Origin of the sequence: Pseudonocardia xinjiangensis (genome assembly GCF_050948425.1) — a bacterium.
Classification (GTDB): Bacteria; Actinomycetota; Actinomycetes; order Mycobacteriales; family Pseudonocardiaceae; genus Pseudonocardia; species Pseudonocardia xinjiangensis.
This window is the reverse complement of the sequence record NZ_CP192009.1, coordinates 4135145-4160323: the sequence shown is the minus strand read 5'-3', so window position 1 is coordinate 4160323 and position 25179 is coordinate 4135145. Positions and strand designations below refer to the sequence as shown.

General features: G+C 73.6%; 24 protein-coding genes. 21 read left to right on the top strand and 3 right to left on the bottom strand.

Annotated features, from left to right (window positions below):
* The first annotated feature begins 78 nt into the window (after window positions 1-78).
* The 3 genes from ACQPZA_RS19575 to nusB all read left to right on the top strand — a co-directional run bounded on the left by ACQPZA_RS19575 (window position 79) and on the right by nusB (window position 2290).
* Window positions 79-1167, top strand: coding sequence for a M24 family metallopeptidase (locus ACQPZA_RS19575; protein WP_433272499.1), 1089 nt, complete (start codon window positions 79-81; stop codon window positions 1165-1167).
* A gap of 137 nt (window positions 1168-1304) precedes the next feature.
* On the top strand, window positions 1305-1868 hold the full coding sequence (gene efp, locus ACQPZA_RS19570; protein ID WP_169397553.1) for an elongation factor P: 564 nt from the start codon (window positions 1305-1307) through the stop codon (window positions 1866-1868).
* Entirely contained in the window at window positions 1868-2290 is a 423-nt protein-coding gene (gene nusB, locus ACQPZA_RS19565) for a transcription antitermination factor NusB (protein WP_169397552.1), read from the top strand. The genes efp and nusB overlap by 1 nt, the downstream gene beginning before the upstream one ends.
* A 131-nt stretch (window positions 2291-2421) precedes the next feature.
* Here nusB and bldD read toward each other — a convergent pair whose 3' ends face one another.
* Window positions 2422-2904 (bottom strand): transcriptional regulator BldD, encoded by a 483-nt coding sequence (bldD, locus tag ACQPZA_RS19560; RefSeq protein WP_169397551.1) that lies wholly within the window; start codon window positions 2902-2904, stop codon window positions 2422-2424.
* 484 nt (window positions 2905-3388) lie between these two features.
* On the opposite strand from bldD, the gene pyrR reads away from it, so the two are divergent.
* The 10 genes from pyrR (at window position 3389) to coaBC (ending at window position 14414) form a co-directional block, all read left to right on the top strand.
* Window positions 3389-3973 (top strand): bifunctional pyr operon transcriptional regulator/uracil phosphoribosyltransferase PyrR, encoded by a 585-nt coding sequence (gene pyrR / locus ACQPZA_RS19555; protein WP_169397550.1) that lies wholly within the window; start codon window positions 3389-3391, stop codon window positions 3971-3973.
* On the top strand, window positions 3970-4914 hold the full coding sequence (locus ACQPZA_RS19550; RefSeq protein WP_433272496.1) for an aspartate carbamoyltransferase catalytic subunit: 945 nt from the start codon (window positions 3970-3972) through the stop codon (window positions 4912-4914). The genes pyrR and ACQPZA_RS19550 overlap by 4 nt, the downstream gene beginning before the upstream one ends.
* Before the next feature lie 94 nt (window positions 4915-5008).
* On the top strand, window positions 5009-6301 hold the full coding sequence (locus tag ACQPZA_RS19545; protein ID WP_433272494.1) for a dihydroorotase: 1293 nt from the start codon (window positions 5009-5011) through the stop codon (window positions 6299-6301).
* Window positions 6298-7443 (top strand): glutamine-hydrolyzing carbamoyl-phosphate synthase small subunit, encoded by a 1146-nt coding sequence (gene carA, locus ACQPZA_RS19540; RefSeq protein ID WP_433272492.1) that lies wholly within the window; start codon window positions 6298-6300, stop codon window positions 7441-7443. The genes ACQPZA_RS19545 and carA overlap by 4 nt, the downstream gene beginning before the upstream one ends.
* A complete protein-coding gene (gene carB, locus ACQPZA_RS19535) occupies window positions 7443-10730 on the top strand; it encodes a carbamoyl-phosphate synthase large subunit (RefSeq protein ID WP_433272491.1) in 3288 nt (1095 codons plus the stop codon). Before carA ends, carB begins: the two co-directional genes overlap by 1 nt.
* On the top strand, window positions 10727-11554 hold the full coding sequence (gene pyrF, locus ACQPZA_RS19530; protein WP_433272489.1) for an orotidine-5'-phosphate decarboxylase: 828 nt from the start codon (window positions 10727-10729) through the stop codon (window positions 11552-11554). Before carB ends, pyrF begins: the two co-directional genes overlap by 4 nt.
* A 314-nt stretch (window positions 11555-11868) precedes the next feature.
* Window positions 11869-12183, top strand: coding sequence for an integration host factor, actinobacterial type (gene mihF, locus ACQPZA_RS19525; protein ID WP_169397544.1), 315 nt, complete (start codon window positions 11869-11871; stop codon window positions 12181-12183).
* A 19-nt stretch (window positions 12184-12202) separates the two neighbouring features.
* On the top strand, window positions 12203-12793 hold the full coding sequence (gmk, locus tag ACQPZA_RS19520; RefSeq protein WP_433282886.1) for a guanylate kinase: 591 nt from the start codon (window positions 12203-12205) through the stop codon (window positions 12791-12793).
* Window positions 12794-12872: 79 nt separating this feature from the next.
* Window positions 12873-13148: a DNA-directed RNA polymerase subunit omega gene (gene rpoZ, locus ACQPZA_RS19515; RefSeq protein ID WP_169397564.1), complete on the top strand. Its 276-nt coding sequence runs from the start codon at window positions 12873-12875 to the stop codon at window positions 13146-13148.
* Window positions 13149-13193: 45 nt separating this feature from the next.
* Complete coding sequence (gene coaBC / locus ACQPZA_RS19510) at window positions 13194-14414, top strand: bifunctional phosphopantothenoylcysteine decarboxylase/phosphopantothenate--cysteine ligase CoaBC (protein ID WP_433272487.1); 1221 nt, start codon at window positions 13194-13196, stop codon at window positions 14412-14414.
* Between the two features lie 17 nt (window positions 14415-14431).
* Here coaBC and ACQPZA_RS19505 read toward each other — a convergent pair whose 3' ends face one another.
* Window positions 14432-14824, bottom strand: coding sequence for a hypothetical protein (locus ACQPZA_RS19505; protein WP_433272485.1), 393 nt, complete (start codon window positions 14822-14824; stop codon window positions 14432-14434).
* Window positions 14825-15094: 270 nt separating this feature from the next.
* Between ACQPZA_RS19505 and metK the strand changes: the two genes are divergently transcribed.
* From metK to ACQPZA_RS19480, 5 genes are all read left to right on the top strand, one after another.
* A complete protein-coding gene (gene metK / locus ACQPZA_RS19500) occupies window positions 15095-16294 on the top strand; it encodes a methionine adenosyltransferase (RefSeq protein ID WP_169397541.1) in 1200 nt (399 codons plus the stop codon).
* Between the two features lie 92 nt (window positions 16295-16386).
* Complete coding sequence (locus tag ACQPZA_RS19495; RefSeq protein WP_433272483.1) at window positions 16387-18681, top strand: primosomal protein N'; 2295 nt, start codon at window positions 16387-16389, stop codon at window positions 18679-18681.
* 133 nt (window positions 18682-18814) lie between these two features.
* Complete coding sequence (def, locus tag ACQPZA_RS19490) at window positions 18815-19363, top strand: peptide deformylase (protein ID WP_169397539.1); 549 nt, start codon at window positions 18815-18817, stop codon at window positions 19361-19363.
* Window positions 19364-19369: 6 nt separating this feature from the next.
* Window positions 19370-20305: a methionyl-tRNA formyltransferase gene (gene fmt / locus ACQPZA_RS19485; protein WP_433272481.1), complete on the top strand. Its 936-nt coding sequence runs from the start codon at window positions 19370-19372 to the stop codon at window positions 20303-20305.
* Window positions 20306-20375: 70 nt separating this feature from the next.
* A complete protein-coding gene (locus ACQPZA_RS19480) occupies window positions 20376-21833 on the top strand; it encodes an RsmB/NOP family class I SAM-dependent RNA methyltransferase (protein ID WP_433272479.1) in 1458 nt (485 codons plus the stop codon).
* 7 nt (window positions 21834-21840) lie between these two features.
* Here ACQPZA_RS19480 and ACQPZA_RS19475 read toward each other — a convergent pair whose 3' ends face one another.
* Window positions 21841-22251: a hypothetical protein gene (locus ACQPZA_RS19475; protein ID WP_433272477.1), complete on the bottom strand. Its 411-nt coding sequence runs from the start codon at window positions 22249-22251 to the stop codon at window positions 21841-21843.
* Between the two features lie 96 nt (window positions 22252-22347).
* On the opposite strand from ACQPZA_RS19475, the gene rpe reads away from it, so the two are divergent.
* From rpe to ACQPZA_RS19460, 3 genes are all read left to right on the top strand, one after another.
* On the top strand, window positions 22348-23034 hold the full coding sequence (gene rpe / locus ACQPZA_RS19470) for a ribulose-phosphate 3-epimerase (protein WP_433272475.1): 687 nt from the start codon (window positions 22348-22350) through the stop codon (window positions 23032-23034).
* A gap of 106 nt (window positions 23035-23140) precedes the next feature.
* Window positions 23141-23791: a riboflavin synthase gene (locus tag ACQPZA_RS19465; RefSeq protein WP_433272473.1), complete on the top strand. Its 651-nt coding sequence runs from the start codon at window positions 23141-23143 to the stop codon at window positions 23789-23791.
* A 38-nt stretch (window positions 23792-23829) separates the two neighbouring features.
* Window positions 23830-25173, top strand: coding sequence for a bifunctional 3,4-dihydroxy-2-butanone-4-phosphate synthase/GTP cyclohydrolase II (locus ACQPZA_RS19460; RefSeq protein ID WP_433272471.1), 1344 nt, complete (start codon window positions 23830-23832; stop codon window positions 25171-25173).
* Window positions 25174-25179 lie beyond the last annotated feature (6 nt).

The window sequence follows — 25179 nt, the reverse complement described above, 5'->3', positions numbered from 1 at the left end:
ATCACTTGGTCTTTTCGCGGTCAAGACGGCGGGCCGGAGATCGGAGCCGGTGCGCCATACGTCCCGTACGGTGCGGCCATGTTCGAGTCCCGCCGTTCCGCCCTGCGCGGCCTGCTCCGCGCAGCGGAGGTCGAGGTCGACGCCCTGCTCGTCACCGACCTCGTCAACATCCGCTACCTCACCGGCTTCACCGGCTCCAACGCGGCGCTGCTCGTGCACGTCGGGGGCGACGCGGCCAGCCGCTTCTGCACCGACGGGCGCTACCGGGCGCACGCCGCAGCGCAGGTGCCCGAGCTGGAGACCGTCATCGACCGGGCCAGCGCGATGGCCCTCGCGGGCTCGGCGGGCGGGTGGCAGGTGGGACGGCTCGGGTTCGAGTCCGACGCGGTCACGGTCGACGCGCACGCGGCGATGGCGGACGCGGCCGGCGCCGTCGAGCTGCACCGGATGCCGGGGCTCGTCCAGCGCCTGCGGGCGGTCAAGGACGACGCGGAGATCGCCGTGCTGCTGGCCGCCTGCGCGGCCGCGGACGCCGCCCTCGCCGACCTGCTGGCCGCTGGTGGCCTGCGGCCGGGCCGCACCGAACGGGAGGTCGCGCTCGACCTGGAGATCCGGATGCGGGAGCACGGGGCCACTGGTCCGGCCTTCGAGACGATCGTGGCGGCCGGGGCGCACTCGGCGGTGCCGCACCACAGCCCCACCGGCGCCGAGCTGCGCGCCGGGGACCTGGTGAAGATGGACTTCGGGGCGCTGGTCGACGGCTACCACTCGGACATGACCCGCACCGTGGTGCTCGGCCCCGCCGCGGTGTGGCAGCGGGAGCTGCACGAGCTGGTCGCCGCGGCGCAGGCGGCGGGCCGGGCCGCGCTCCGGCCCGGCACGGCCGTCTCCGACGTGGATGGCGCCGCGCGGCGCGTGGTGGAGCAGGCGGGCCGGGGCGCGGAGTTCGTGCACGGCCTCGGCCACGGGGTCGGCCTGCAGATCCACGAGGCGCCCGCGCTGGCCCGGACCGGCACGGGTGCGCTGGCCGCCGGCATGGTCGTGACCGTCGAGCCGGGCGTCTACCTGGAGGGGCAGGGCGGGGTACGGATCGAGGACACGCTCGTCGTGCGCGACGGCGAGCCCTCGCTCCTGACCCGCACCACGAGGGAACTCGTCGAGGTCTAGCGGTACCCTGGTCGACGGACGACGGCGCCATCAGGTGCCGGTCACTCAGCACACCCCCGGCGCGTGACGGCGGTGCCGCATCGCGGCGCCCTTCAGCCGATCGACGCGGCCCGTAGAGACGCAGGAGAAGCCCGCACGTGGCCACCACGAACGACCTGAAGAACGGCTTGGTGCTCAACCTGGACGGCCAGCTGTGGTCGGTCACGGCGTTCCAGCACGTGAAGCCCGGCAAGGGGGGTGCCTTCGTGCGCACCACCCTCAAGAACGTGCTCACCGGCAAGGTCGTCGACCGCACCTTCAACGCCGGCACGAAGGTCGACACCGCCACCGTCGACCGCCGCGACATGACCTTCCTCTACCGCGACGGTGCCGACTTCGTCTTCATGGACGGCGACACCTTCGACCAGATCCCGATCCCCGAGGTCACCGTCGGCGACGCGGCGAACTACCTGCTGGAGAACCAGACGGCGATGGTGGCGCTGCACGAAGGGGTGCCGCTCTACGTCGAGCTGCCGACGTCCGTGGAGCTCGTGATCTCCCACACCGACCCCGGCCTGCAGGGCGACCGGTCCACCGGCGGCACCAAGCCCGCCACCGTGGAGACGGGCGCCGAGATCCAGGTGCCGCTGTTCGTCACCACCGGCGAGAAGGTCAAGGTGGACACCCGCGACGGGCGCTACCTCGGCCGCGTATCCGGCTGATGCAGCGGGCACGGACGAAGGCGCGCAAACGGGCGCTCGACATCCTCTTCGAGTCGGAGGCCCGGGGCGACGACCCGCTCGCGGTGCTCACCCAGCGCCGCGAGACCGACGACGCGCCGCCGGTCTCCGACTACGCCGCGATGCTCGTGGAGGGCGTCGTGCAGCACCGGGACCGCATCGACCAGCTGCTGGCCGAGCACGCCGAGGGCTGGACGGTGGCGCGGATGCCCGCCGTCGACCGCACACTCCTGCGGATCGGGGTGTTCGAGCTGCTCTGGGTGGACGAGATCGACGACCCGGTGGCCATCACCGAGGCCGTGGAGCTGGCCCGCACGCTCTCCACGGACGACAGCCCCCGCTACCTCAACGGGGTGCTCGGGCGCATCGCCGACATCGCCGAACACCTGCGCGCCAGCCGCTGAGCACCCGCTCCGGCCGCACGTGAGCCGGGCGGGTCGGGCACCTGCGGTGCCGCGACCGGCCCGTGCATCTGCCGTCGCCCCGACCGTCCACCGGCGCCCGCGCGCCGGGGACCGGGGTCGCGCGGGCGGAACTACGCCGTGGGCCGGGCCTCGGGCGGGAGAACACCCCACTCGATGAGCTGGTCGGTGAGCTCGCCCGGTGTCATGTCGTAGATGATCGACAGTGACCGCAGGTCCTCGGCGCGGATCGAGAGCACCTTGCCGTTGTAGTCACCGCGCTGGCTCTGGATGGCGGCGGCGTAGCGTGCCAGCGGGCCGACCTTGTCGGCCGGCAGCTGCTGCAACCGTTCCAGGTTGATGACGATCTTGGTGGCCGGCTCGGAGCCGGAAGGGACGCGGCCCTCGGGCAGTAGCTCGGCAACGGGAACACCGTAGAAGTCGGCCAGTTCGGCCAGCTTCTGCACGGTCACCGCACGGTCACCGCGCTCGTAGGAGCCGACGACGACCGCCTTCCAGCGACCGCCCGACTTCTGCTCGACCCCGTGCAGCGACAACCCCTGCTGCTGCCGGATGGCACGGAGCTTGCCACCGAGCGCCTTGGCGTAGTCGCCCATCTGGCGACCTCCTCACTTGCTGGTTCATCGGCCGCGGGACCGAATTCATACCGGTGGTGCGGGTGCCTTCCGGCGCGCCGTGGCGCGCCGGCTCCCGTCCCGAGGTGGTGCCCCCCGCAACCGCGGCCACCCTGGGAGCAATCAATCAATACGGAGAGTAATCATGCGCTCGCGTGGCCAATCGGTCAAGTTCGCTGGCCCCTCCCGGGGCCGTAGAGCGTGAGGACCACTCGAACGGCTGATCGAGGGTCCCCCGCCAGGCGTTACGCGATGTCCGGCGCGTCGCTGCCTTCTCCCATGGTGACAGTTCACCCTAGGGCTTGCGGTCGGTCCGGGGTGAAGGACGCAGTGGCGGATCCCACGCGGTGTGACGCTCATGATGTCCGAGCGCGCTGAGACAGGTCCGGCGGGGGCCCGCTGGTAGCGTTTCGGCCGACCGGATTTCCTTTAAGACCCGTCCGGTGAGGCGGGGAAGGAGCGACTCGTGGCGGACGACCGCCGCGGGGACCCGGCTGGTGCGACACCTCCCTCCCGGGAGCTGCTGAGCGCTGCCGACGTCACCCGCACCATCGCGCGTATCGCGCACCAGATCATCGAGAAGACCGCAGGTGTCGAGGGTGTCGTGCTCATCGGCATCCCCACCCGCGGCACCGTGCTCGCCGCCCGGCTGGCCGCCGCGATCGCCGAGTTCGAGGGCAGCGCGCCGCCGGTCGGATCCGTGGATCCCACGCTCTACCGCGACGACCTGCGCCGCCGCCCGGCCCGCGCGCTGGAGGACACCGCCGTCCCCGACACCGGCGTGGACGACGCGCTGGTGGTGCTGGTCGACGACGTGCTGATGTCCGGGCGCACCGTGCGGGCCGCGCTCGACGCGCTGTCCGAGCACGGCCGTCCGCGCGCGGTGCAGCTCGCCGTGCTGGTCGACCGCGGGCACCGCGAGCTGCCCATCCGTGCCGACTACGTGGGGAAGAACGTGCCGACCGCGCGTGACGAACAGATCCTCGTGCTGCTGAGCGAGATCGACGGCAGCGACGGCGTCCGGCTGCGGCGCGCGGGAGCGGACGCATGAAGCACCTGCTCTCGGTCTCCGACCTCGACGCGGCAGCGGCCACCGGGCTCCTGGACACCGCCGACCGGCTCAAGCAGGCGTTGCTGGGCCGGGAGGTCCGCAAGCTGCCGACGCTGCGCGGCCGCACCGTGATCACGATGTTCTACGAGGACTCCACGCGCACCCGCGTGTCGTTCGAGATCGCCGGCAAGTGGATGAGCGCCGACACGGTCAACGTCAGCGCGAAGGGCTCGTCGGTGTCGAAGGGCGAGTCGCTGCGCGACACGTCGCTCACCCTCTCGGCGATGGGAGCCGACTGCGTGATCGTGCGCCACCCCGCCTCCGGTGCGGCGCACCGGCTCGCGGGCTGGGTCGACCGCGACCACGCGACCACCGGCACGCACACCTCCGTCGTCAACGCGGGCGACGGCACCCACGAGCACCCCACCCAGGCGCTGCTGGACGCGGCCACCCTGCGCGACCGGCTCGGCGGGATCGCCGGGCGCCGGATCGGGATCGTCGGCGACGTGCTGCACAGCCGCGTCGCCCGCTCCAACGTCCTGCTGCTCGCCACGCTGGGCGCCGACGTGGTGCTCGTGGCGCCGCCCACGTTGCTGCCCACCGGCGTCGAGGAGTGGCCGTGCCGCGTCGCGGCGGAGCTCGACGCCGAGCTCCCCGCGCTGGACGCGGTGATGATGCTGCGCGTGCAGGCCGAGCGGATGCACGGGTCGTTCTTCCCGTCCGCCCGCGAGTACGCGATCGGGTACGGCCTGTCCGCCGACCGGGCCGCGCTGCTGCCCGACCACGCCGTGGTGCTGCACCCGGGTCCCATGGTGCGGGGGATGGAGATCGCGCCGAGCGTGGCCGACAGCCCGTCGGCGGCCATCCTGGCGCAGGTGTCGAACGGGGTGCACGTCCGCATGGCCGTGCTCTACCACCTGCTGGCCGGAGCGCCGGAGTGAGCGCGCGGTGGTGCACGCCCAGGTTCAGGAAAGCCACTTTCCCGAACTCTGCGGGCAGCAAAGTGGCTTTCCTGAACCCGGACCGGAGGAACTCGTGAGCGACCTGCTGATCAGCAACGCACGGCCGTACGGCGGGGACGCCGTCGACCTGCTGGTGCGCGACGGGGTCGTCACCGAGATCGGGCGCGGCCTCGACGCGCCGGACGGCGTCGAGGTGCTCGACGCCGGCGGGCACGTCCTGCTCCCCGGGTTCGTCGACCTGCACACGCACCTGCGGGAGCCCGGTGGCGAGGAGTCCGAGGACGTCGCCACCGGGTCCGCCGCGGCCGCGCTCGGCGGCTACACCGCCGTCTTCGCGATGCCCAACACCGACCCCGTGGCCGACACCGCCGTGGTCGTGGAGCACGTGCGCCGCCGCGGTGAGGAGGTCGGGCTGGTCGACGTGCACCCCGTCGGCGCGGTCACCGTCGGCCTCGAGGGCGTGAAGATGGCCGAGCTCGGCACGATGGCCCGGTCCCGGGCGCAGGTCCGGATGTTCAGCGACGACGGGCGCTGCGTGCACGACCCGCTGGTGATGCGCCGGGCGCTCGAGTACGCCTCGGCGCTCGACGTCGTCATCGCCCAGCACGCCGAGGACCACCGGCTCACGGCCGGTGCGCAGGCGCACGAGGGCGTCGTCGCGTCGCGGCTCGGGCTGGCCGGCTGGCCGGCCACCGCGGAGGAGACGATCGTCGCCCGCGACTGTGCGCTGGCCAGGGAGGCCGGGGCGGCGCTGCACGTCTGCCACGTCTCCTCCGCCCGCACGATCGACGTCCTGCGCGCGGCGAAGGCGGCGGGCGTGCGGGTGAGCGCCGAGGTCACCCCCCACCACCTGCTGCTCACCGACGCGGCGCTCACGAGCTACGACCCGGTGCACAAGGTCAACCCGCCGCTGCGCACCGGGGCCGACACCCGGGCGATGCGCGAGGCGCTCGCCGAGGGCGTCATCGACGTGGTCGCCACCGACCACGCCCCGCACGCCGCCCAGTACAAGGACACCGAGTGGGCCGCGGCCCGGCCCGGCATGCTGGGGTTGCAGACGGCGCTGTCGGTGGTGGTGCACACGATGCTCGAACCCGGCCTGCTGGACTGGCGCGGCGTGGCCCGCGTGCTGTCGGAGCGCCCCGCGGAGATCGCCGGGCTGCCCGACCAGGGCCGTCCGATCGCCGAGGGCGAGCCGGCGAACTTCGCGCTCGTCGACCCCGACGGGGCCTGGACGGTGCGCGGCGCGAGGCTCGCCAGCAGGGCGGCCAACACGCCGTACGAGGGCATGCGGCTGCCGGCCACGGTCGTGGCCACGGTGCTGCGGGGCCGGATCACCACGACACAGGGAGAGGTGCGGTCATGACGGCGGTACTCGTGCTCGAGGACGGCCGGGTCTTCCGGGGAGAGGCCTACGGCGCCACCGGGCAGGCGCTCGGGGAGGCGGTGTTCACCACCGGCATGACCGGCTACCAGGAGACGCTGACCGACCCGTCCTACCACCGGCAGATCGTGGTGCAGACCGCCCCGCAGATCGGCAACACCGGCTGGAACGACGAGGACGACGAGTCGGCGCGGATCCAGGTGGCGGGGTACGTGGTGCGCGACCCGAGCCGCGTGCCGTCGAGCTGGCGCTCCCGCCGGTCGCTCGCCGACGCGCTCACCGCACAGGGGATCGTCGGCCTGGCGGGCATCGACACCCGGCAGCTGGTGCGCCACCTGCGCGAGCAGGGGGCCATGCGGGCCGGGGTGTTCTCCGGCGACGCGCTCGCCCCGCACGACGAGCTGGTCCAGCGGGTCCTCGACAGCCCGCGGATGGAGGGGTCGGACCTGTACGGCGCCGTCACCACCGCGCAGCCCTACGTGGTGCCCGCTGACGGCCCCACGCGCTTCCGGGTGGCCGCGCTGGACGTCGGCATCAAGTCCAACACCCCACGGATGCTCGCCGCGCGCGGCATCGAGGTGCACGTGCTCCCCGCCGACACGTCCGTCGAGGCGATCGAGGAGCTGGCACCGCACGGGTTCTTCCTGTCGAACGGTCCGGGCGACCCGGCCACGGCGGACGGTCCGGTGGCGCTGACCAGGCAGGTGCTGGAGCGGCGGATCCCGCTGTTCGGGATCTGCTTCGGCAACCAGATCCTCGCCCGCGCACTGGGCCGCGGCACCTACAAGCTGCGCTACGGTCACCGCGGCCTCAACATCCCGGTCGTGGAGCACGCCACCGGCCGGGTCGCGATCACCTCGCAGAACCACGGGTTCGCCGTGGAGGGCGAGGCGGGGGAGCGGTTCGACACGCCGTTCGGGCCGGCCGAGATCACCCACACCTGCCCCAACGACGGCTGTGTCGAGGGCGTCCAGGCGCTGGAGGTCCCCGCGTTCAGCGTGCAGTACCACCCGGAGGCCGCAGCGGGCCCGCACGACGCGGGCGACCTGTTCGACCGGTTCGTGGATCTGATGGAAGCCGGCAGCGCACCTGGCCGGCACGGGTCGAGCAAGGAAGGCGCCTGATGCCGAAGCGCGACGACATCCGGCACGTGATGGTGATCGGCTCCGGGCCGATCGTCATCGGTCAGGCCTCGGAGTTCGACTACTCCGGCACGCAGGCCTGCCGGGTACTGCAGGCCGAGGGCATCCGGGTGTCACTGGTCAACTCGAACCCGGCCACGATCATGACCGACCCCGAGTTCGCCGACGCCACCTACGTCGAGCCGATCACGCCCGAGTTCGTGGAGCAGGTCATCGCCGCGGAGCGCCCGGACGCGATCCTGGCCACCCTCGGCGGTCAGACCGCGCTGAACACCGCGGTGGCGCTGCACGAGAACGGCGTGCTGGAGCGCTACGGGGTGGAGCTCATCGGCGCCGACATCGACGCCATCCAGCGCGGTGAGGACCGGCTGAAGTTCAAGGAGATCGTGCAGTCGATCGGCGGTGACGTGCCGCGCTCCGCCGTCTGCCACTCGATGGACGAGGTGCGGGCCACCGTCGCCGAGCTCGGCCTCCCGGTCGTCATCCGGCCGTCGTTCACCATGGGCGGGTTCGGCTCGGGCATGGCCCACGACGCGGCCGACCTGGAGCGGCTGGCCGGTGGCGGGCTCGCCGCCTCGCCGGTGCACGAGGTGCTCATCGAGGAGTCCGTGCTCGGGTGGAAGGAGTACGAGCTCGAGCTGATGCGCGACCACCACGACAACGTCGTGGTCGTCTGCTCGATCGAGAACTTCGACCCGATGGGCGTGCACACCGGTGACTCGATCACGGTGGCGCCCGCGATGACCCTCACCGACCGCGAGTACCAGCACATGCGGGACGTGGGCATCGCCGTCCTGCGCGCGGTCGGCGTCGACACCGGCGGCTGCAACATCCAGTTCGCGATCGACCCCGCCACCGGGCGCCTGGTCGTGATCGAGATGAACCCGCGCGTCTCGCGGTCCTCGGCGCTGGCGTCCAAGGCCACCGGTTTCCCCATCGCGAAGATCGCGGCGAAGCTGGCGATCGGCTACACCCTCGACGAGATCCGCAACGACATCACCGGCGAGACGCCCGCGGCGTTCGAGCCCACGCTCGACTACGTGGTGGTGAAGATCCCGCGGTTCGCGTTCGAGAAGTTCCCCGGCGCGGACCCCGAGCTGACCACCACGATGAAGAGCGTCGGCGAGGCGATGGCGCTGGGCCGGTCGTTCCCCGAGGCGCTGGGCAAGGCGCTGCGCTCGATGGAGACGACCGCGGCCGGGTTCTGGACCACCCCCGACCCCGATGGCGACCCCGACGTCACCACCGCGCTCGACGGCCGCATCTACGCCGTGGAGCGCGCCCTGCGCGGCGGGGCGAGCGTGGCGGAGGTGGCACGGCGCTCGGGCATCGACCCGTGGTTCCTCGACCAGATCCTCGGGCTCACCGAGCTGCGCCGGGACATCCTCGACGCCCCCGTGCTCGACGAGCCGCTGCTGCGCCGGGCCAAGCGGGCGGGGGTCTCGGACCGGCAGCTCGCCGCGCTGCGCCCGGAGTTCGCCGGGGAGGACGGCGTGCGCACGCTGCGCCACCGGCTCGGGATCCGCCCGGTCTACAAGACGGTCGACACCTGCGCAGCGGAGTTCGCGGCGCGCACGCCCTACCACTACAGCGCCTACGAGACCGACCCCGCCGCGGAGTCGGAGATCGCGCCCCAGACCGAGAAGCCGAAGGTGCTCATCCTCGGGTCCGGGCCCAATCGGATCGGGCAGGGCATCGAGTTCGACTACTCCTGCGTGCACGCGGTGATGGCGCTGCGGGAGGCCGGGTTCGAGACCGTCATGGTCAACTGCAACCCGGAGACGGTCTCCACCGACTACGACACGGCCGACCGGCTCTACTTCGAGCCGCTCACCTTCGAGGACGTCCTCGAGGTGGTCCACGCCGAGCAGCAGAGCGGCACGGTCGCGGGCGTTCTCGTGCAGCTGGGCGGCCAGACCCCGCTCGGTCTCGCCCAGCGGCTCACCGCGGCCGGGGTGCCGGTGGTGGGCACGTCCGCCGCGGCCATCGACCTGGCCGAGGACCGCGGGGCGTTCGGCGAGGTCCTGCGCAAGGCGGGCCTGCCGGCACCGGCGTTCGGCATGGCCACCTCGTTCGACCAGGCCCGCGAGATCGCCGAGCGGATCGGCTACCCGGTGCTCGTGCGGCCGTCCTACGTGCTCGGCGGGCGCGGCATGGAGATCGTCTACGACGACGAGACGCTCGCCGGCTACATCTCGCGCGCCACGGAGATCAGCCCGGAGCGCCCGGTGCTGGTCGACCGGTTCCTCGACGACGCGATCGAGATCGACGTCGACGCCCTGTGCGACGGCGAGGAGGTCTTCCTCGGCGGCGTGATGGAGCACATCGAGGAGGCGGGCATCCACTCCGGCGACTCCTCGTGCACCCTGCCGCCCATCACGCTGGGCCGCTCCGTGCTGGAGCAGGTCCGCCGCTCGACGGAGGCCATCGCGCACGGCGTGGGCGTGCGGGGGCTCCTGAACGTCCAGTACGCCCTGCACGGCGAGACCCTGTACGTGCTGGAGGCCAACCCCCGCGCGTCCCGCACCGTGCCGTTCGTGTCGAAGGCGACGGCCGTGCCGCTGGCCAAGGCCGCGGCCCGGATCATGCTCGGCGCGACGATCGCGGGGCTCCGCGAGGAGGGCCTGCTCCCGGCCGATGGCGACGGCGGCGAGCTCCCGCCGGACGCTCCCATCGCCGTGAAGGAGGCGGTGCTGCCGTTCCACCGCTTCCGCACGCGCGACGGTGAGGGTGTCGACCCGCTGCTCGGCCCCGAGATGAAGTCGACCGGCGAGGTGATGGGTTTCGACGCCTCGTTCGGCGCGGCGTTCGCCAAGTCGCAGGCGGCGGCCTACGGCTCGATGCCGACCTCGGGGCGCGTGTTCGTCTCGATGGCGGACCGGGACAAGCGCGCGATGGTGTTCCCGGTGCTGCGGCTGGCCGCCCTCGGCTTCGAGGTGCTGGCCACGGCGGGCACGGCCGACGTGCTGCGCCGCCACGGGGTGGCCACCACCATGGTGCGCAAGCACTTCGAGGGCGGGGAGACCATCGTCGACATGATCCTCGCCGGCGAGGTCGACATGATCATCAACACGCCCTACGGCAACTCCGGGCCGCGCGTGGACGGCTACGAGATCCGGGCGGCCGCCGTGTCGCGCGGCATCCCGTGCGTCACCACCGTGCAGGGCGCCGCGGCGGCGGTGCAGGGCATCGAGGCGATGATCAGCGGCTCGATCGGGGTGCGGTCGCTGCAGGACGCACACGCGGCGCTGCGGAAGTCCCGGCCGTGACGGACCGGGACGCCACCACCTTCGGGGCCCGGCTCACGGGGGTCGTCTCCCGGTACGGGACGTTGTGCGTGGGCATCGACCCGCATCCCGGGCTGTTGGCCGAATGGGGCCTCACCGACGACCCGGACGGCCTCGAGCGGTTCGCCATGACCTGCGTCGACGCGCTGGCCGGACACGTCGCCGTGGTGAAGCCGCAGTCGGCGTTCTTCGAGCGGCACGGGTCGGGCGGGATCGCGGTACTGGAACGGGTGCTGGCCGCGCTCGCGCCGAGCCCCACGCTCACGCTGCTCGACGCCAAGCGCGGGGACATCGGCTCGACGATGGACGGGTACGCCGACGCCTACCTCGCGATCGGCGCGCCGCTGGGTGCCGACGCCCTGACCCTGTCGCCCTACCTCGGGTTCGGCTCGCTGACGCCCGCCCTCGACGCCGCGGCAGACGCCGGTCGGGGCGCGTTCGTGCTGGCCCGCACGTCCAACCCGGAGGGCGGGGAGGTGCAGCTCGCCGAGTGGGCGGGCCGCGGCGTCGGCCAGCGGGTGGTGGACGCGGCGGCCGCCCGCAACGCCGGCGCCGAGCCGCTCGGCGACGTGGGCGTTGTGGTCGGCGCGACCATCGACCACGGACTCGACCTGTCCACCCTCAACGGCGCGGTCCTCGCGCCCGGACTGGGTGCCCAGGGAGCGGGGCCGGCCGACGTCAGGGCGCGTTTCGCCGATCTGCACGGGATCGTGCTTCCCGCCGCGGCCCGATCGGTGCTGGCGGCCGGGCCCGACCGGTCGGCGCTGCGCTCGGCGGCGGAGAAGCTGCGCGACGAGCTGAGCTGACCGACTCCTCCCTTTCGTCGACGAGTTCCGATCAACAAGAAACACTGCTGCCCTGATTTTCGTATGTCTCTGTGGGGTGCACTCGTCAGGGGACGGTCCCTACGGTGCGGTGAACGGGCGGGTTGTATACCCGTTCCGGCACTTTCACGTGGTATCGATCGGATGGCTACGCACCGAAAGAACCTCCAGGTGGCACCCCCCGTTTCCCCTTACGGGGGAGGCGTGAGTACGTTCAGTGATAGCCGCGGCACGCCCGCGACGGTGGTGAGGATGCGCCCTGATTCCAGGCCGCACGACGAAAGACGGAGGAGACCGTGGCCCTTCCCCAGCTGACCGAGGAACAGCGTGCTGCCGCCTTGGAGAAGGCGGCTGCGGCGCGCCGGGCCCGGGCCGAGCTGAAGGACCGGCTCAAGCGCGGCGGAACCACCCTCCCGGAGGTTCTCAAGCAGTCCGACACCGATGAGGTGTTGGGCAAGATGAAGGTCTCGGCGCTGCTCGAGGCAATGCCAGGCGTCGGCAAGGTCCGGGCCGCTCAGATCATGGAGCGGCTCGAGATTGCGCCGTCGCGTCGACTGCGGGGTCTCGGCGACCGGCAGCGCAAGGCGCTGCTGGCCGACTTCGAGTCCTGAGCTAGCTTGCGAGCTCAGGATCAGTAGCCGCACGAGCCCGTACGGGCGGAGGGGCCGGCTGGTAGTACTGGCCGGTCCCTCCGGCGTCGGGAAGAGCAGCGTGGTCAGCGAGCTACGTGCGCAGCTGCCCACGCTGTACTTCAGTGTCTCCGCCACCACCAGAGATCCACGCGCCGGCGAGGTCGACGGCGTTCACTACCGCTTCGTCGGGCCGACCGGCTTCGACGACCTGATCGAACGCGACGAGCTGCTGGAGTGGGCTGAGATCCACGGCGGCCTCCAGCGTTCCGGCACCCCGCGCGAGCCCGTCGAGCAGGCCCTGGCCGCCGGCCGTCCCGTGCTGGTCGAGGTCGACCTGCAGGGCGCCAGGGTGATCAAGACCGCGCTGCCGGAGGCCATCACGGTCTTCCTCGAGCCGCCCTCCTTCGAGGAGCTGGCGCGCCGGCTGCGCGGGCGGGGCACCGAGTCGGAGGCGCAGTACGAGCGCAGGCTCGAGACCGCGCGCGAGGAGCTGGCCTCCCGGCACGAGTTCGACGTCGTCGTGGTCAACGACGACGTGAAGGACGTTGTTGCGCAGTTGGTAGACTTGCTGGTCGGCCCGTGTCAGTGACGGACTCGTCACATCGTGACAGGTCCGTCCGTGACACGGTCCCGACGCCCGACCACACCCAGGAGTCTTCTTCGTGAGCATGCCTCTGACCGGTCCTGTTGCCGGTTCCATCCCCGAGGGCATCACCAACCCGCCCATCGACGACCTGCTGGGCCAGGTCAGCTCGAAGTACGCCCTCGTGATCTACGCCGCCAAGCGCGCCCGCCAGATCAACGACTACTACTCGCAGCTCGGCGAGGGCCTGCTGGAGTACGTCGGCCCGCTCGTGGAGCCGGGCCCGCGCGAGAAGCCCCTCTCGATCGCCATGCGCGAGATCCAGGCCGGTCTGCTCGAGCACACCGAGGGCGAGCAGTAACGGGCGAGCAGTCCACAGGCGAGTGGTGAGGCCGCGAGGTCACGCATGGAGTCCCTGACCAGGCCCCGGGTGCTGCTCGGGGTGGCCGGCGGCATCGCGGCCTACAAGAGCGCCGAGCTGCTGCGCCGCCTCACCGAGAGCGGCCACTCCGTGCGGGTGCTGCCCACCGCCGCCGCCCTGGAGTTCGTCGGCGCCGCCACCTTCGAGGCGCTCTCGGGGCAGCCCGTGCACACCGGCGTGTTCACCGACGTGCCGGCGGTGCCGCACGTGAAGCTCGGCCAGGAGGCCGACCTCGTCGTCGTCGCTCCCGCCACCGCCGACCTGATGGCCCGCGCCGCCTCCGGCCGGGCCGACGACCTGCTCACCGCGTCGCTGCTCACGGCCCGGTGCCCGGTGCTGTTCGCCCCGGCCATGCACACCGAGATGTGGGACCACCCGGCCACGCGCGCCAACGTCGAGCTGCTGCGTTCCCGCGGCGTCGTCGTCCTGGAGCCGGCCTCGGGGCGGCTCACCGGCAAGGACACCGGCCGGGGGCGGCTGCCCGACCCCGACGAGATCGCGGAGTTCGCCCGCCTGCTGCTCGAACGCGGCGACGCGCTGCCCCGCGACCTGTCCGGCCGCCGGGTCGTCGTGTCCGCGGGCGGCACCCGGGAGGCCCTCGACCCGGTGCGCTACCTCGGCAACCGCTCGTCGGGCCGGCAGGGCTACGCCATCGCCAGGGTGGCGGCCCAGCGCGGGGCCGCCGTCACGCTGGTGGCTGGGCACACGGCCGACCTGGCCGACCCGGCCGCGGTCGACGTCGTGCGTGCCGGTTCGGCCAGGGAGATGCGCGACGCGATGCGCGCCGCCGCCAAGGGTGCGGACGCGGTGGTGATGAACGCGGCGGTGGCCGACTTCCGGCCCGTCGCGCTCGTGGACCACAAGATCAAGAAGGGGTCCGGCGATCCCGAGCCCCTGGCGTTGACCGTCAACCCGGACATCCTCGTCGAGCTCGTGCAGGCCCGGGAGCCCGGGCAGATCGTGGCCGGCTTCGCGGCCGAGACCGGCGACGCCACGGGCGACGCGCTGCACCACGGCCGGGCCAAGCTCGCCCGCAAGGGCTGCGACCTGCTCGTCGTCAACGCCGTGGGCGACGGCAAGGCGTTCGAGGTGGCCGACAACTCGGGATGGTTGCTCGGGGCCGACGGCAGCGAGACCGAACTCGGGTCCGGCTCCAAGGCGCTGTTGGCCTCGTACCTCTGGGACGCCGTGGCCGCCCGGCTCTGAGCTGCGCGTCTGCGGCGTCAGCCGTGGAAGTCGGTCTCCGGCGTGGGGGGCGGGGTGAGGGCCACGTCCTGGTCCGGTGTCCGCTGCACGGGGAGGGACGCGGCGACCGCGGGCACCGTCACGTACTGCGCCACCGTCCAGCCGCCGAGGTCGACCAGCCGCACGAACCCGCCGTGGGTCTCGCCCACGTGCACCTCGGTGCCGGCCGGGCACACCGCGACGATCTCCGCGTGGGGATCCGGTGCGGAGCGGACGTTGAGGTTCTCGGTGCACCGGCCGGCGGGCGCGGCCGCACCCGCTGCGGCCCCGGCGACCGAGGCCATGACCCCGGCCGCGGCGACCGCGACCATCGCGCCGACCGCGGCCTCGCGCCTGCCCGGGCGATACCGCAGTGAGGTGAGGGCGTTCATCGTCGCGTTCCTCCATCAGGGCGGCCCGCATTGCACTGGTTACTCGCTGCCCCCAACGACCCACGGGCAAACCGATTCGGTGCCCCCACTGGAATCACCGGAAAGAGTGACACGCATGCATTCGGTGAGCGGATCGTCACCAGAACCTCACATTTCGCCCGAACGCCACTCCTGGGAGGCTGCACACGGCCGTCCACTAGGCTGGCCGGTCGGAGATCACCTGAGCTGCGGTCGCGAGAGCGGATCGAGCGAGAACGGACGGAGTACGGCGTGGCGAACGCAGGCCGGCGGTTGTTCACCAGCGAGTCGGTGACCGAGGGGCACCCGGACAAGATGTGTGACGCCATCAGCGACACGGTGCTCGACGCACTGCTGGCCCAGGACCCTCGTAGCCGCGTGGCCGTGGAGACGCTGGTGACCACCGGGCAGGTCCATGTGGCGGGCGAGGTCACCACGAGCGCCTACGCCGACATTCCCACGCTGGTGCGCGAGAAGGTCCTCGACATCGGCTACGACTCGTCGGCCAAGGGCTTCGACGGGGCGTCGTGCGGGGTCAACGTCGCGATCGGGGCCCAGTCGGCCGACATCGCCCAGGGCGTCGACACCGCGTACGAGAGCCGGGTCGAGTCGAGCGAGGACGAGATCGCCCGCCAGGGTGCCGGCGACCAGGGCCTCATGTTCGGCTACGCCAACACCGACACGCCGGAGCTGCTGCCGCTGCCGATCGCGCTGGCCCACCGGCTGGCCCGCCGGCTCACCGACGTGCGCAAGTCCGGCCTGCTGCCCTACCTGCGCCCGGACGGCAAGACCCAGGTCACCATCGAGTACGACGGCGACAAGGCCGTCCGGCTGGACACCGTGGTCGTCTCCAGCCAGCACGCCGCCGACATCGACCTCGACGGGATGCTCGCCCCGGACATCCGCGAGCACGTCGTCGACCCGGAGATCCGCGAGCTGGGCCTCGACGTCGGCGACCTGCGCCTGCTGGTCAACCCCACCGGGCGCTTCGTCGTCGGTGGCCCGATGGGTGACGCCGGCCTGACCGGCCGCAAGATCATCGTCGACACCTACGGCGGCTTCGCCCGGCACGGCGGCGGCGCGTTCTCCGGCAAGGACCCGTCGAAGGTCGACCGCTCGGCCGCCTACGCGATGCGGTGGGTCGCCAAGAACGCGGTCGCCGCGGGCCTGGCCGAGCGCATCGAGGTGCAGGTCGCCTACGCCATCGGCAAGGCGGCCCCGGTGGGCCTGTTCGTCGAGACGTTCGGCACCGAGCACGTCGACCCGATCAAGATCCAGTCGGCGATCACCGAGGTGTTCGACCTGCGGCCGGCCGCGATCATCCGCGACCTCGACCTGCTGCGCCCGATCTACGCCCAGACCGCCGCCTACGGCCACTTCGGCCGCACCGACGTGGATCTGCCGTGGGAGAGCACCTCCCGCGCCGACGCGCTCAAGTCCGCGGCGAGCTGAGCGGGCCTGCCCGGTCCCGTCCTGGGGACAAGTCCGTACCGCGGCCCGCTGAACCCGGCGTGACTGTCGGGGGCCGCCCCCACGATGGCGGCATGACCACCAGCAGCACGGTCCACCGGTCCCGCGCAGCCGGCGCGGTGCCGTCCCCGGCCCCTGCCCGGCCCTCCGAGGTCGGGAGGGCGCCGGAGGGCACCGCGCTGCCCGGCGTGCCCGGCCCGGTCGACGGTGCCGTCGTCGACGCGCCGCCGCCGGCGGTGTCTGGTAGACCGGGCGGCCCGCAGCGAGGAGGTTCCGTGGCGCGACCGGGCCGTAACCGTGGTGAGTGGCGGCCTGCCGCCGAGCTGCCGGTGGCCCGGGTCGCGGTCGACGTCGCGCTCGCCCACCTGGACCGCCCCTTCGACTACCGCGTCCCCGAGCACCTCGCCGCGGTCGCGGTGCCGGGAGTGCGGCTGCGGGTGCGCTTCGCCGGGCGGCTGGTCGACGGCTACCTGCTGGAGCGGCTGGCCGAGTCGCCCCACACCGGCAAGCTCGCCTGGGTGGAGAAGGTGGTGTCACCCGAGCCGGTGCTCACCCCGGAGGTCGCCGCGCTGTGCCGCGCGGTGGCCGACCGGTACGCCGGGGTGCTCGCCGACGTCCTGCGCCTCGCCGTCCCGCCGCGGCACGCCAAGGCGGAGGCCGTCGCGACGGCCGACGCGGTGGACGTTGCGGCGCCGGGGGAGGGCAGCACCGGGCCGGCACCCGCTCCGGCCGCCGCGCCGGCTGCCGGCCCGGTCGAGCCGGCCGCGTGGCGGCGCTACCAGCACGGGGCGGCCCTGCTCGACGCGCTCGCCGGCGGCCGCACCGCCCACGCGGTGTGGCAGGCGCTGCCGGGGGAGTGCTGGCCCGACCGCCTCGCCGAGGCGGCCGCGGCCACCGTCGCGGCGGGGCGCGGTGCCGTGCTGGTCGTCCCCGACCAGCGTGACGTCGCGGCGCTGCACGCCGCGTGCGCCGCCCGGCTCGGGCCCGACGGCGTGGTCGCGCTCACCGCCGAGTTGGGTCCTGCGGAGCGGTACCGGCGCTGGCTCGCGGTGCGCCGTGGCCACGTCCGGGTCGTCGTGGGCACCCGGTCGGCGGCGTTCGCCCCCGTCGACCGGCTCGGGCTGCTCGCCGTCTGGGACGACGGCGACGACCTGCACTCCGAACCGCGGGCCCCGTACCCGCACGTCCGCGACGTCCTCGTGCTGCGCGCCCACAGCGCGGGAGCGGCCCTGCTGGTGGGCGGGTTCGCCCGCACCGCCGAGGCGCACGTGCTCGTCGAGTCGGGCTGGGCCCGGGAGGTCGTCGCCGAGCGCGCCACGGTGCGCGCGGCGATGCCGCGGATCACCGCGCTCGGCGAGACCGACGCGCAGCTCGTCCGCGACCCCGACTCGCGCGCGGCCCGGCTGCCGCACCTGGCCTTCGAGGCGGCCCGCGCCGCGCTGGGCGCGGGCCGACCGGTGCTGGTGCAGGTCCCGCGCGCCGGGTACCTGCCCTGGCTCGCCTGCGGCACCTGCCGCGAGACGGCCCGCTGCCGCCACTGTGCCGGGCCGCTCGGGCTCACCGGCCGGCGCGGGCGCGACGGTGCCCACGACGACGCCGCCGGGCTGCCGCACTGCCGCTGGTGCGGCCGGCCCGACAGCGCGTTCCGCTGCCCGGCGTGCGGGTCGCGCAGGCTGCGGGCCGGGGTGGTCGGGTCCGGACGCACCGCCGAGGAGCTCGGGCGGGCGTTCCCCGGCACCACGGTGCGGACCTCGGGTGGCGGTGCCCCCGTGCTCGCGGAGGTGGCCGCCCAGCCGGAGCTGGTGGTCGCCACCCCCGGCGCCGAGCCTCGCGCCGCGGGCGGCTACGGCGCCGCCCTCCTGCTCGACGGGTGGGCGATGCTGTCCCGCCCCGACCTGCGCGTGGCCGAGGAGACCCTGCGGCGCTGGTTCGCCGCCGCGGCGCTCGTCGTCCCGCACACCGAGGGAGGCCGCGTCGTCGTGATGGCCGACACCGCGATCCCGGTGGTGCAGGCCCTCGTGCGCTGGGATCCCGCCGGGCATGCCGCGGCCGAGCTCGCGTCCCGGGCCGAGGTCGGCTTCCCACCCGCCGTGCGGATGGCCACCGTGGAGGGCACGGCCGGCGCCGTCGCCGACATGCTCGCGGAGCTGCCGGGGGTCGTCGAGGTGCTCGGCCCCGTCGAGCTCGACCCGGTCGGCACCGCCGCGGGCGACGAGCCGCCGGAGATCCGGGAACGGGCGCTGCTGCGCGTGCCGCGGGCCGACGGGCGTGCGATGGCCGCGGCTCTGCATGCCGCGCAGGCCGCGCGCACCGCCCGCAAGGTGCCCGATCCGGTGCGGGTGCGTCTCGACCCCGTCGAGATCGGCTGACACCGCGGCGGCGCCCCCGCGGCGTCCGTCCGGCCGGGGTCCCCGTGGCAGAATCGATGTCTGCCGGTGGCCGTGCCGCCCGTTCCCGCCCGATCCGCTGCCGTCCCGTCCGCTGTCGTCCGCGAGGAGATCCGTGTCCGTCCAGCCCATCAGGCTCTTCGGTGACCCGGTGCTGCGCACGCCCGCCGTCGAGGTCACCACCTTCGACGCGGAGCTGCGCAAGCTGGTCGCCGACCTCACCGACACGATGCACGACGAGGGTGGCGCCGGGCTCGCGGCGCCCCAGCTCGGCGTCGGGCTGCGGGTGTTCACCTACGACTGCGACGGGTTCGCGGGCCACCTGGTCAACCCCACCTTCGAGGTGGTGGGCGACGAGGAGCAGACGGGGCCGGAGGGGTGCCTGTCGATCCCCGGGCTGCGCTGGGACTGCCGGCGGCACCTGCACGTGGTGGCCCACGGCTGGAACGAACACGGTGAGCCGGTCACCGTCGAGGGCAGCGAGCGGCTGGCCCGGTGCATCCAGCACGAGACCGACCACCTCGACGGCGTGCTGTTCGTCGACCGCCTCGACCAGGAGACCCGCAGGCAGGCCATGGCGGAGATCCGCGCGGCCGAGTGGTTCGGCTCGCCCGCGCCGCAGGTCAAGGTCAGCCCCCACCCCATCTTCGGCAAGGTCAGGTAGCGGCCGGTGAGACTGGTGTTCGCCGGGACCCCCGAGCCTGCGGTGCCGTCCCTGCGGGCGCTGCTCGGTTCGTCACGGCACGAGGTGGCCGCCGTGGTCACCCGTCCCGACGCCCCCGCAGGGCGGGGCCGCAAGCTCGTCCGGTCGCCCGTCGGCGCGCTCGCCGACGAGGCCGGGATCCCCGTGCTGACCCCCGCCCGGCCGTCGGACCCGGCGTTCCGGGCGGAGCTCGCCGAGATCGCGCCGGACTGCTGCCCGGTGGTCGCCTACGGCGCGCTCATCCCGCGGGCCACGCTCGACATCCCGCGCCAGGGGTGGGTCAACCTGCACTTCTCGCTGCTGCCGGCGTGGCGCGGTGCGGCCCCGGTGCAGGCCGCCGTGCGTCACGGCGACGAGGTCACCGGGGCCACCACGTTCCTCCTGGAGGAGGGCATGGACACCGGGCCGACCTTCGGTGTGGTCACCGAGCCCGTCGGTCCGGCCGACACGGCGGGCGACCTGCTCGGGCGGCTGGCGGTCTCCGGGGCGACGCTGCTGCTGGCCACGATGGACGGCATCGCCGACGGCACACTGCGGCCCCGGCCCCAGCCGGCCGAGGGTGTCTCGCGCGCGCCCAAGGTGACCACCGCCGACGCCCGCATCGACTGGGCCGCCCCGCCGCTGGCCATCGACCGGTTGATCCGGTCGGTCACCCCGGAGCCCGGTGCCTGGACCACCTTCCGCGGTGAGCGGCTCGGGCTCGGCCCCGTCGCCGCCGTGCCGGCTACCGAGCCCGTGGTGCTCAAGCCCGGCGAGCTGCACGTGGAGAAGCGCCGGGTGCTCGTCGGTACCGTGGGAGCGCCCCTGCAGCTGGGCGAGGTGCAACCGGTGGGCAAGCGGTCGATGCCGGCACCGGACTGGGCACGCGGGGCACACATCGAGCCGGGAGGCCTCCTGACATGAGCACCCCAGCCGACTCCGGCACCCGGCGCCCCGCGTCCGGCACCCCCGCTCCCGCGTCCTGGACAGTGGCGTGAGCGCGCCGGGCCGCCGGCCGCGCCGGCGAGCGGGTGCTCCGTCGCCGGGCGGCCACCGCACCGCCGGTCCGCCGCGCGGGCGCAGCGGACCACCCCGGCCCCCGGAACCGGACCCGGCCCGGCAGGCCGCGCTCGACCTGCTCACCTCCGTGCGGGTCCGCGACGCCTACGCCAACCTCGCCCTCCCGTCGATCCTGCGGCGCCACGGGCTGCACGACCGGGAAGCGGCGCTGGCCACCGAGCTCGGCTACGGCACGCTGCGGGCCAAGGGGCTGCTCGACGCGATCCTCGAGGCCTGCACCGACCGGCCGCTGATCCGGGTGGAACCGCCGCTGCTCGACGCGCTCCGGCTCGGGGCCTACCAGCTGCTGCGCACCCGGATCCCGCCGCACGCCGCCGTCGACACCACGGTGGAGCTCGTGCGCGGCGATGCGGGCACCCGGGCCGCGGGGTTCGTCAACGCGATCCTGCGCAGGGTGGGGGAGCACGACGAGCAGGCCTGGGTGGAGCGCCTGGCCCCGCCGGCCGCCGAGGACCCGGTGGGCCACGCGGCGATGGCGCACGCCCACCCCCGCTGGATCGCCCAGGCGTTCGCCGACGCGCTCGGTGCCCCGGAGGAGCTCGACGCCGCACTCGCGGCCGACGACGCGCGCCCCGCCGTGCACCTGCTGGCGCGGCCGGGTGAGATCACCGCGGCCGAGCTGGCCCTGGTGACCGGCGGGGAGGAGGCCCCGTACTCCCCGTACGGCGTGCACCTCGAGCCGGGCAGCGGCGCCATCGGCGAGCTGGACGCGGTGAACGAAGGCCTCGCCGTGGTGCAGGACGAGGGCAGTCAGCTGGTGGCGCTCGCCCTGTCGCGGGCCGGGCTCACCGGCACGGACACCGGCCGGTGGCTGGATCTGTGTGCCGGCCCCGGCGGCAAGGCCGCGCTGCTCGGTGGGCTGGCGGCGCTCGACGGGGTGGACGTGGACGCCGTGGAGGTGAGCACCCACCGCGCCGACCTGGTGCGACGGGCCGCCGACGGGCTCCCGGTGACCGTCCACGTGGCCGACGGCCGGGAGGCCCCGCTCCCCGACGGTGCGTACGACCGCGTGCTGGTGGACGCCCCCTGCACCGGCCTCGGCGCGTTGCGGCGTCGCCCGGAGGCACGCTGGCGGCGGCGGCCCGAGGACGTGTCGGGGCTGACGAAGCTCCAGCGGGAGCTGTTGACGGCGGCGCTGCGCCACGTCCGGCCCGGCGGGGTGGTGGCCTACGTCACCTGTTCGCCCCACCTGGCCGAGACGGTGGGCGTGCTCACGGGTGTGCTGCGCAAGCACCCGAACGTGGAACGGCTCGATGCCCGGGAGTACCTGCCCGGTGTGCCCGACCTCGGCGACGGCCCCACGGTGCAGCTGTGGCCGCACCGGCAGGGGACCGACGCCATGTTCCTCGCGCTGCTGCGCCGCGTGGCGTGACGCGGGCTCAGCGGGCCCGGCCGGCGCGGTTGCCCGCCGCGCGGTCGAGGGCCCAGTCGAGGGCCAGGTCGAGGTAGTCGATCACCACCTCGTCCTCCTCGGGCCCGGCCGTCACCTCGACGCGGACGTCGCGCATGCGCCGGCCTTCGCCCAGCAGCCTGCCGTGCGGGTCGGGCAGGTCGGCGCCGTGCTCGAAACCCACGTTGACGCCGCCGTCACGGGGGAACAGCGCGCACAGGTAACCGGCGCGCGGATGGTGGAAACCGAGCCCGTGCCACCCCGGGTAGACGCGCTCGCGCAGGTCGGGATGGGCGGTGCGGACCACCGCCCGGAGCCGGTGGACGAGTGCGGCGACGGCGGGCGACTCGCCGACGAGCAGGTGACTCAGCTGCTCGTCGACCGACTGGGGTGCTGACATGAGGACCAGTGCACCGCAGGACCCTGACATTTTCGGAGACACCGGGAGCCACCGGACGCCCGGACCGTGCGGCGTAATCTTCGGTAGGTGCAACCGATGATCGCCCCGAGCATTCTCGCGGCCGACTTCGCCCGGCTCGCCGACGAGGCAGCCGCGGTGGGCGGTCCGCCCGGCAGTGGCGCCGACTGGCTGCACGTCGACGTGATGGACGCCCACTTCGTGCCGAACCTGACCCTCGGGCTGCCGGTGGTGGAGTCGCTGATCCGGGCCACGACGATCCCGCTGGACTGCCATCTCATGATCGACGACCCGGACCGCTGGGCGGTGGGCTACGCCGAGGCCGGAGCGCACAACGTGACGGTGCACGTCGAGGCGGCGCGCGACCCGGTGGCGCTGGCCGCCGACCTGCGCGCGGCGGGCGCCCGCGCCGGTCTGTCGGTGAAGCCGGGCACGCCGCTGGAGCCCTACCTCGAGACGCTGCGGCACTACGACACGCTGCTCGTGATGAGCGTGGAGCCCGGGTTCGGCGGGCAGAGCTTCATGCCCGAGGTGCTCGAGAAGGTGCGGTCGGCCCGGCGGATGGTGGACACCGGTCACCTGACGCTGCTGGTGGAGATCGACGGTGGCATCAACGCCGACACGATCGAGGCGGCGGCCGAGGCCGGGGTGGACTGCTTCGTTGCCGGCTCGGCCGTTTACGGCGCCGACGACCCGGCGCGCGCGGTGCAGGCGCTGCGGGACCGCGTGGTGAAGGCGTCGGCCCACCGCAGGTGGGCGCCATGACCGCGCCGTCCGCCCGGCGAGGATGATCACGACGGGCCGGGTAACGAACGGCAGTGGCCCGCGGTTGCACCAGATGCGGCCGTGACGGCGGAAAGGGAGCACGCACATGTTCACCGGGATCGTCGAGGAGATCGGCGAGGTGCTCGCGGTGCGCGAGAGCGCCGAGGTTGTGGTGTTCACCGTGCGCGGGCGCACCGTCACCACCGACGCCCGCCACGGGGACTCGATCGCCGTGAACGGGGTGTGTCTCACCGTCATCGACCCCGACGGCAGCACCGACGGCACCTTCACCGTGGAGCTCGTGCCCGAGACGCTCAAGCGTTCGAGCCTCTCCACGGTGACCGAGGGCACACGGGTGAACCTGGAGCGCGCCGTGCCGGTGACGGGACGGCTGGGCGGCCACATCGTGCAGGGGCATGTGGACGGGGTGGCGACGCTGTTGACCCGCACGCCGGGGGAGCGCAGCGACGAGCTGAGGTTCAGCCTGCCGGCGGAGCTGGCCCGGTACGTGGTGGAGAAGGGTTCGGTGGCCGTGGACGGCGTGTCGCTGACCGTGGCGGGAGTGGCGCCCGACAGTTTCGTGGTGGCGCTGATCCCTACGACCTTGTCACACACCACACTCGGGTTCCGGGAACCGGGGGATAACGTGAACGTGGAGGTCGATGTCGTCGCAAAGTATGTGGAGCGGCTTGCCGTCGGGTACGTCGGTGGTAGCGGTTCCGCTGCGGCGGTCGGCGAGGAGGCCAGAGCCCAGTGAGCAGGGCAGGAGACGGTGGTCCGGTGAACGGTGGAGCGATGGACGGTCAGGCAGCCCCGGAAGAGCCGGCACCCCTTGCCGCCGGTACGGATGCGCCTCCGACCGACCCGCGGCGCGGCAGCTTCGAGGCGATCGAGCGGGCCCTGGCCGACCTGCGGGCCGGCAAGCCCGTGGTGGTGGTGGACGACGAGGACCGCGAGAACGAGGGCGACCTCATCTTCGCGGCCGAGATGGCGACCCCCGAGCTGGTGTCGTTCATGGTCCGCTACACCTCCGGCTACGTCTGCGTGGCGCTCACCGAGGCGGAGTGCGACCGGCTGGACCTGCCTCCGATGCACCACTCCAACGGCGACAACTTCCGTACCGCCTTCACCGTGACGGTGGACGCGAAGGCGGGGATCACCACCGGTATCTCGGCCACCGACCGGGCACACACCATCCGCCTGCTGGCCGACCCGACCGCAGGCCCTGCCGACCTGGTGCGCCCGGGCCACGTGCTGCCGCTGCGGGCCCGGGAGGGCGGCGTGCTGCGGCGTGCCGGACACACCGAGGCGGCCGTGGACCTGGCCCGGCTCGCCGGGCTCTCGCCCGCGGGTGCGCTGTGCGAGATCGTGTCGCAGAAGAACGACGGTGACATGGCCCGTGGCGACGAGCTGCGGGTGTTCGCCGAGGACCACGACCTCACCCTCATCACCATCTGCGACCTGATCGCCTACCGCCGCCGCTTCGAGAAGCACGTGGTGCGCGTGGCGCAGGCCCGCATCCCCACCGCCCACGGCGAGTTCATCGCCTTCGGCTACGACTCGCTGCTCGACGGGATCGAGCACATCGCGATGGTGCGCGGGGACGTGGGGACGCCGGAGGGCAGCGGCGAGGACGTGCTGGTGCGCGTGCACTCCGAGTGCCTCACCGGCGACGTGTTCGGCTCGATGCGCTGCGACTGCGGCCCCCAGCTCGACGCGGCGCTCGCCGCCGTGGCCGCGGAGGGCCGCGGGGTGGTGCTCTACATGCGGGGGCACGAGGGCCGGGGCATCGGCCTGCTCCACAAGCTGCAGGCCTACCAGCTGCAGGAGGCGGGCGCCGACACGGTGGACGCCAACCTGGCGCTCGGCCTGCCCGCCGACGCGCGCGACTACGGCATCGGCGCGCAGATCCTGGTGGATCTCGGCATCACCACGATGCGGCTGCTCACCAACAACCCGGACAAGCGCGCGGGGCTGGAGGGCTACGGCCTCACCATCACCGGACGCGTGTCGTTGCCGGTGCGGGCGAGCCGTGAGAACCTTCGCTACCTGCGGACGAAGCGCGACCGGATGGGCCACGACCTGCCCGGTCTCGACGAGGTCGCCGCTGCGGTGGCGGCGGACGGGACGGGGACATGAGCCCGG

What these genes read in the sequence shown, in the direction of transcription:
- ACQPZA_RS19575 (WP_433272499.1), top strand. Translation starts at nt 79, where the DNA reads ATGTTCGAGTCCCGCCGTTCCGCCCTGCGCGGCCTGCTCCGCGCAGCG.
- nusB (WP_169397552.1), top strand. Translation starts at nt 1,868, where the DNA reads ATGCAGCGGGCACGGACGAAGGCGCGCAAACGGGCGCTCGACATCCTC.
- bldD (WP_169397551.1), bottom strand. Translation starts at nt 2,904, where the DNA reads ATGGGCGACTACGCCAAGGCGCTCGGTGGCAAGCTCCGTGCCATCCGG.
- ACQPZA_RS19550 (WP_433272496.1), top strand. Translation starts at nt 3,970, where the DNA reads ATGAAGCACCTGCTCTCGGTCTCCGACCTCGACGCGGCAGCGGCCACC.
- carA (WP_433272492.1), top strand. Translation starts at nt 6,298, where the DNA reads ATGACGGCGGTACTCGTGCTCGAGGACGGCCGGGTCTTCCGGGGAGAG.
- carB (WP_433272491.1), top strand. Translation starts at nt 7,443, where the DNA reads ATGCCGAAGCGCGACGACATCCGGCACGTGATGGTGATCGGCTCCGGG.
- rpoZ (WP_169397564.1), top strand. Translation starts at nt 12,873, where the DNA reads ATGCCTCTGACCGGTCCTGTTGCCGGTTCCATCCCCGAGGGCATCACC.
- coaBC (WP_433272487.1), top strand. Translation starts at nt 13,194, where the DNA reads ATGGAGTCCCTGACCAGGCCCCGGGTGCTGCTCGGGGTGGCCGGCGGC.
- ACQPZA_RS19505 (WP_433272485.1), bottom strand. Translation starts at nt 14,824, where the DNA reads ATGAACGCCCTCACCTCACTGCGGTATCGCCCGGGCAGGCGCGAGGCC.
- ACQPZA_RS19495 (WP_433272483.1), top strand. Translation starts at nt 16,387, where the DNA reads ATGACCACCAGCAGCACGGTCCACCGGTCCCGCGCAGCCGGCGCGGTG.
- ACQPZA_RS19475 (WP_433272477.1), bottom strand. Translation starts at nt 22,251, where the DNA reads ATGTCAGCACCCCAGTCGGTCGACGAGCAGCTGAGTCACCTGCTCGTC.
- rpe (WP_433272475.1), top strand. Translation starts at nt 22,348, where the DNA reads ATGATCGCCCCGAGCATTCTCGCGGCCGACTTCGCCCGGCTCGCCGAC.
- ACQPZA_RS19465 (WP_433272473.1), top strand. Translation starts at nt 23,141, where the DNA reads ATGTTCACCGGGATCGTCGAGGAGATCGGCGAGGTGCTCGCGGTGCGC.
- ACQPZA_RS19460 (WP_433272471.1), top strand. Translation starts at nt 23,830, where the DNA reads ATGGACGGTCAGGCAGCCCCGGAAGAGCCGGCACCCCTTGCCGCCGGT.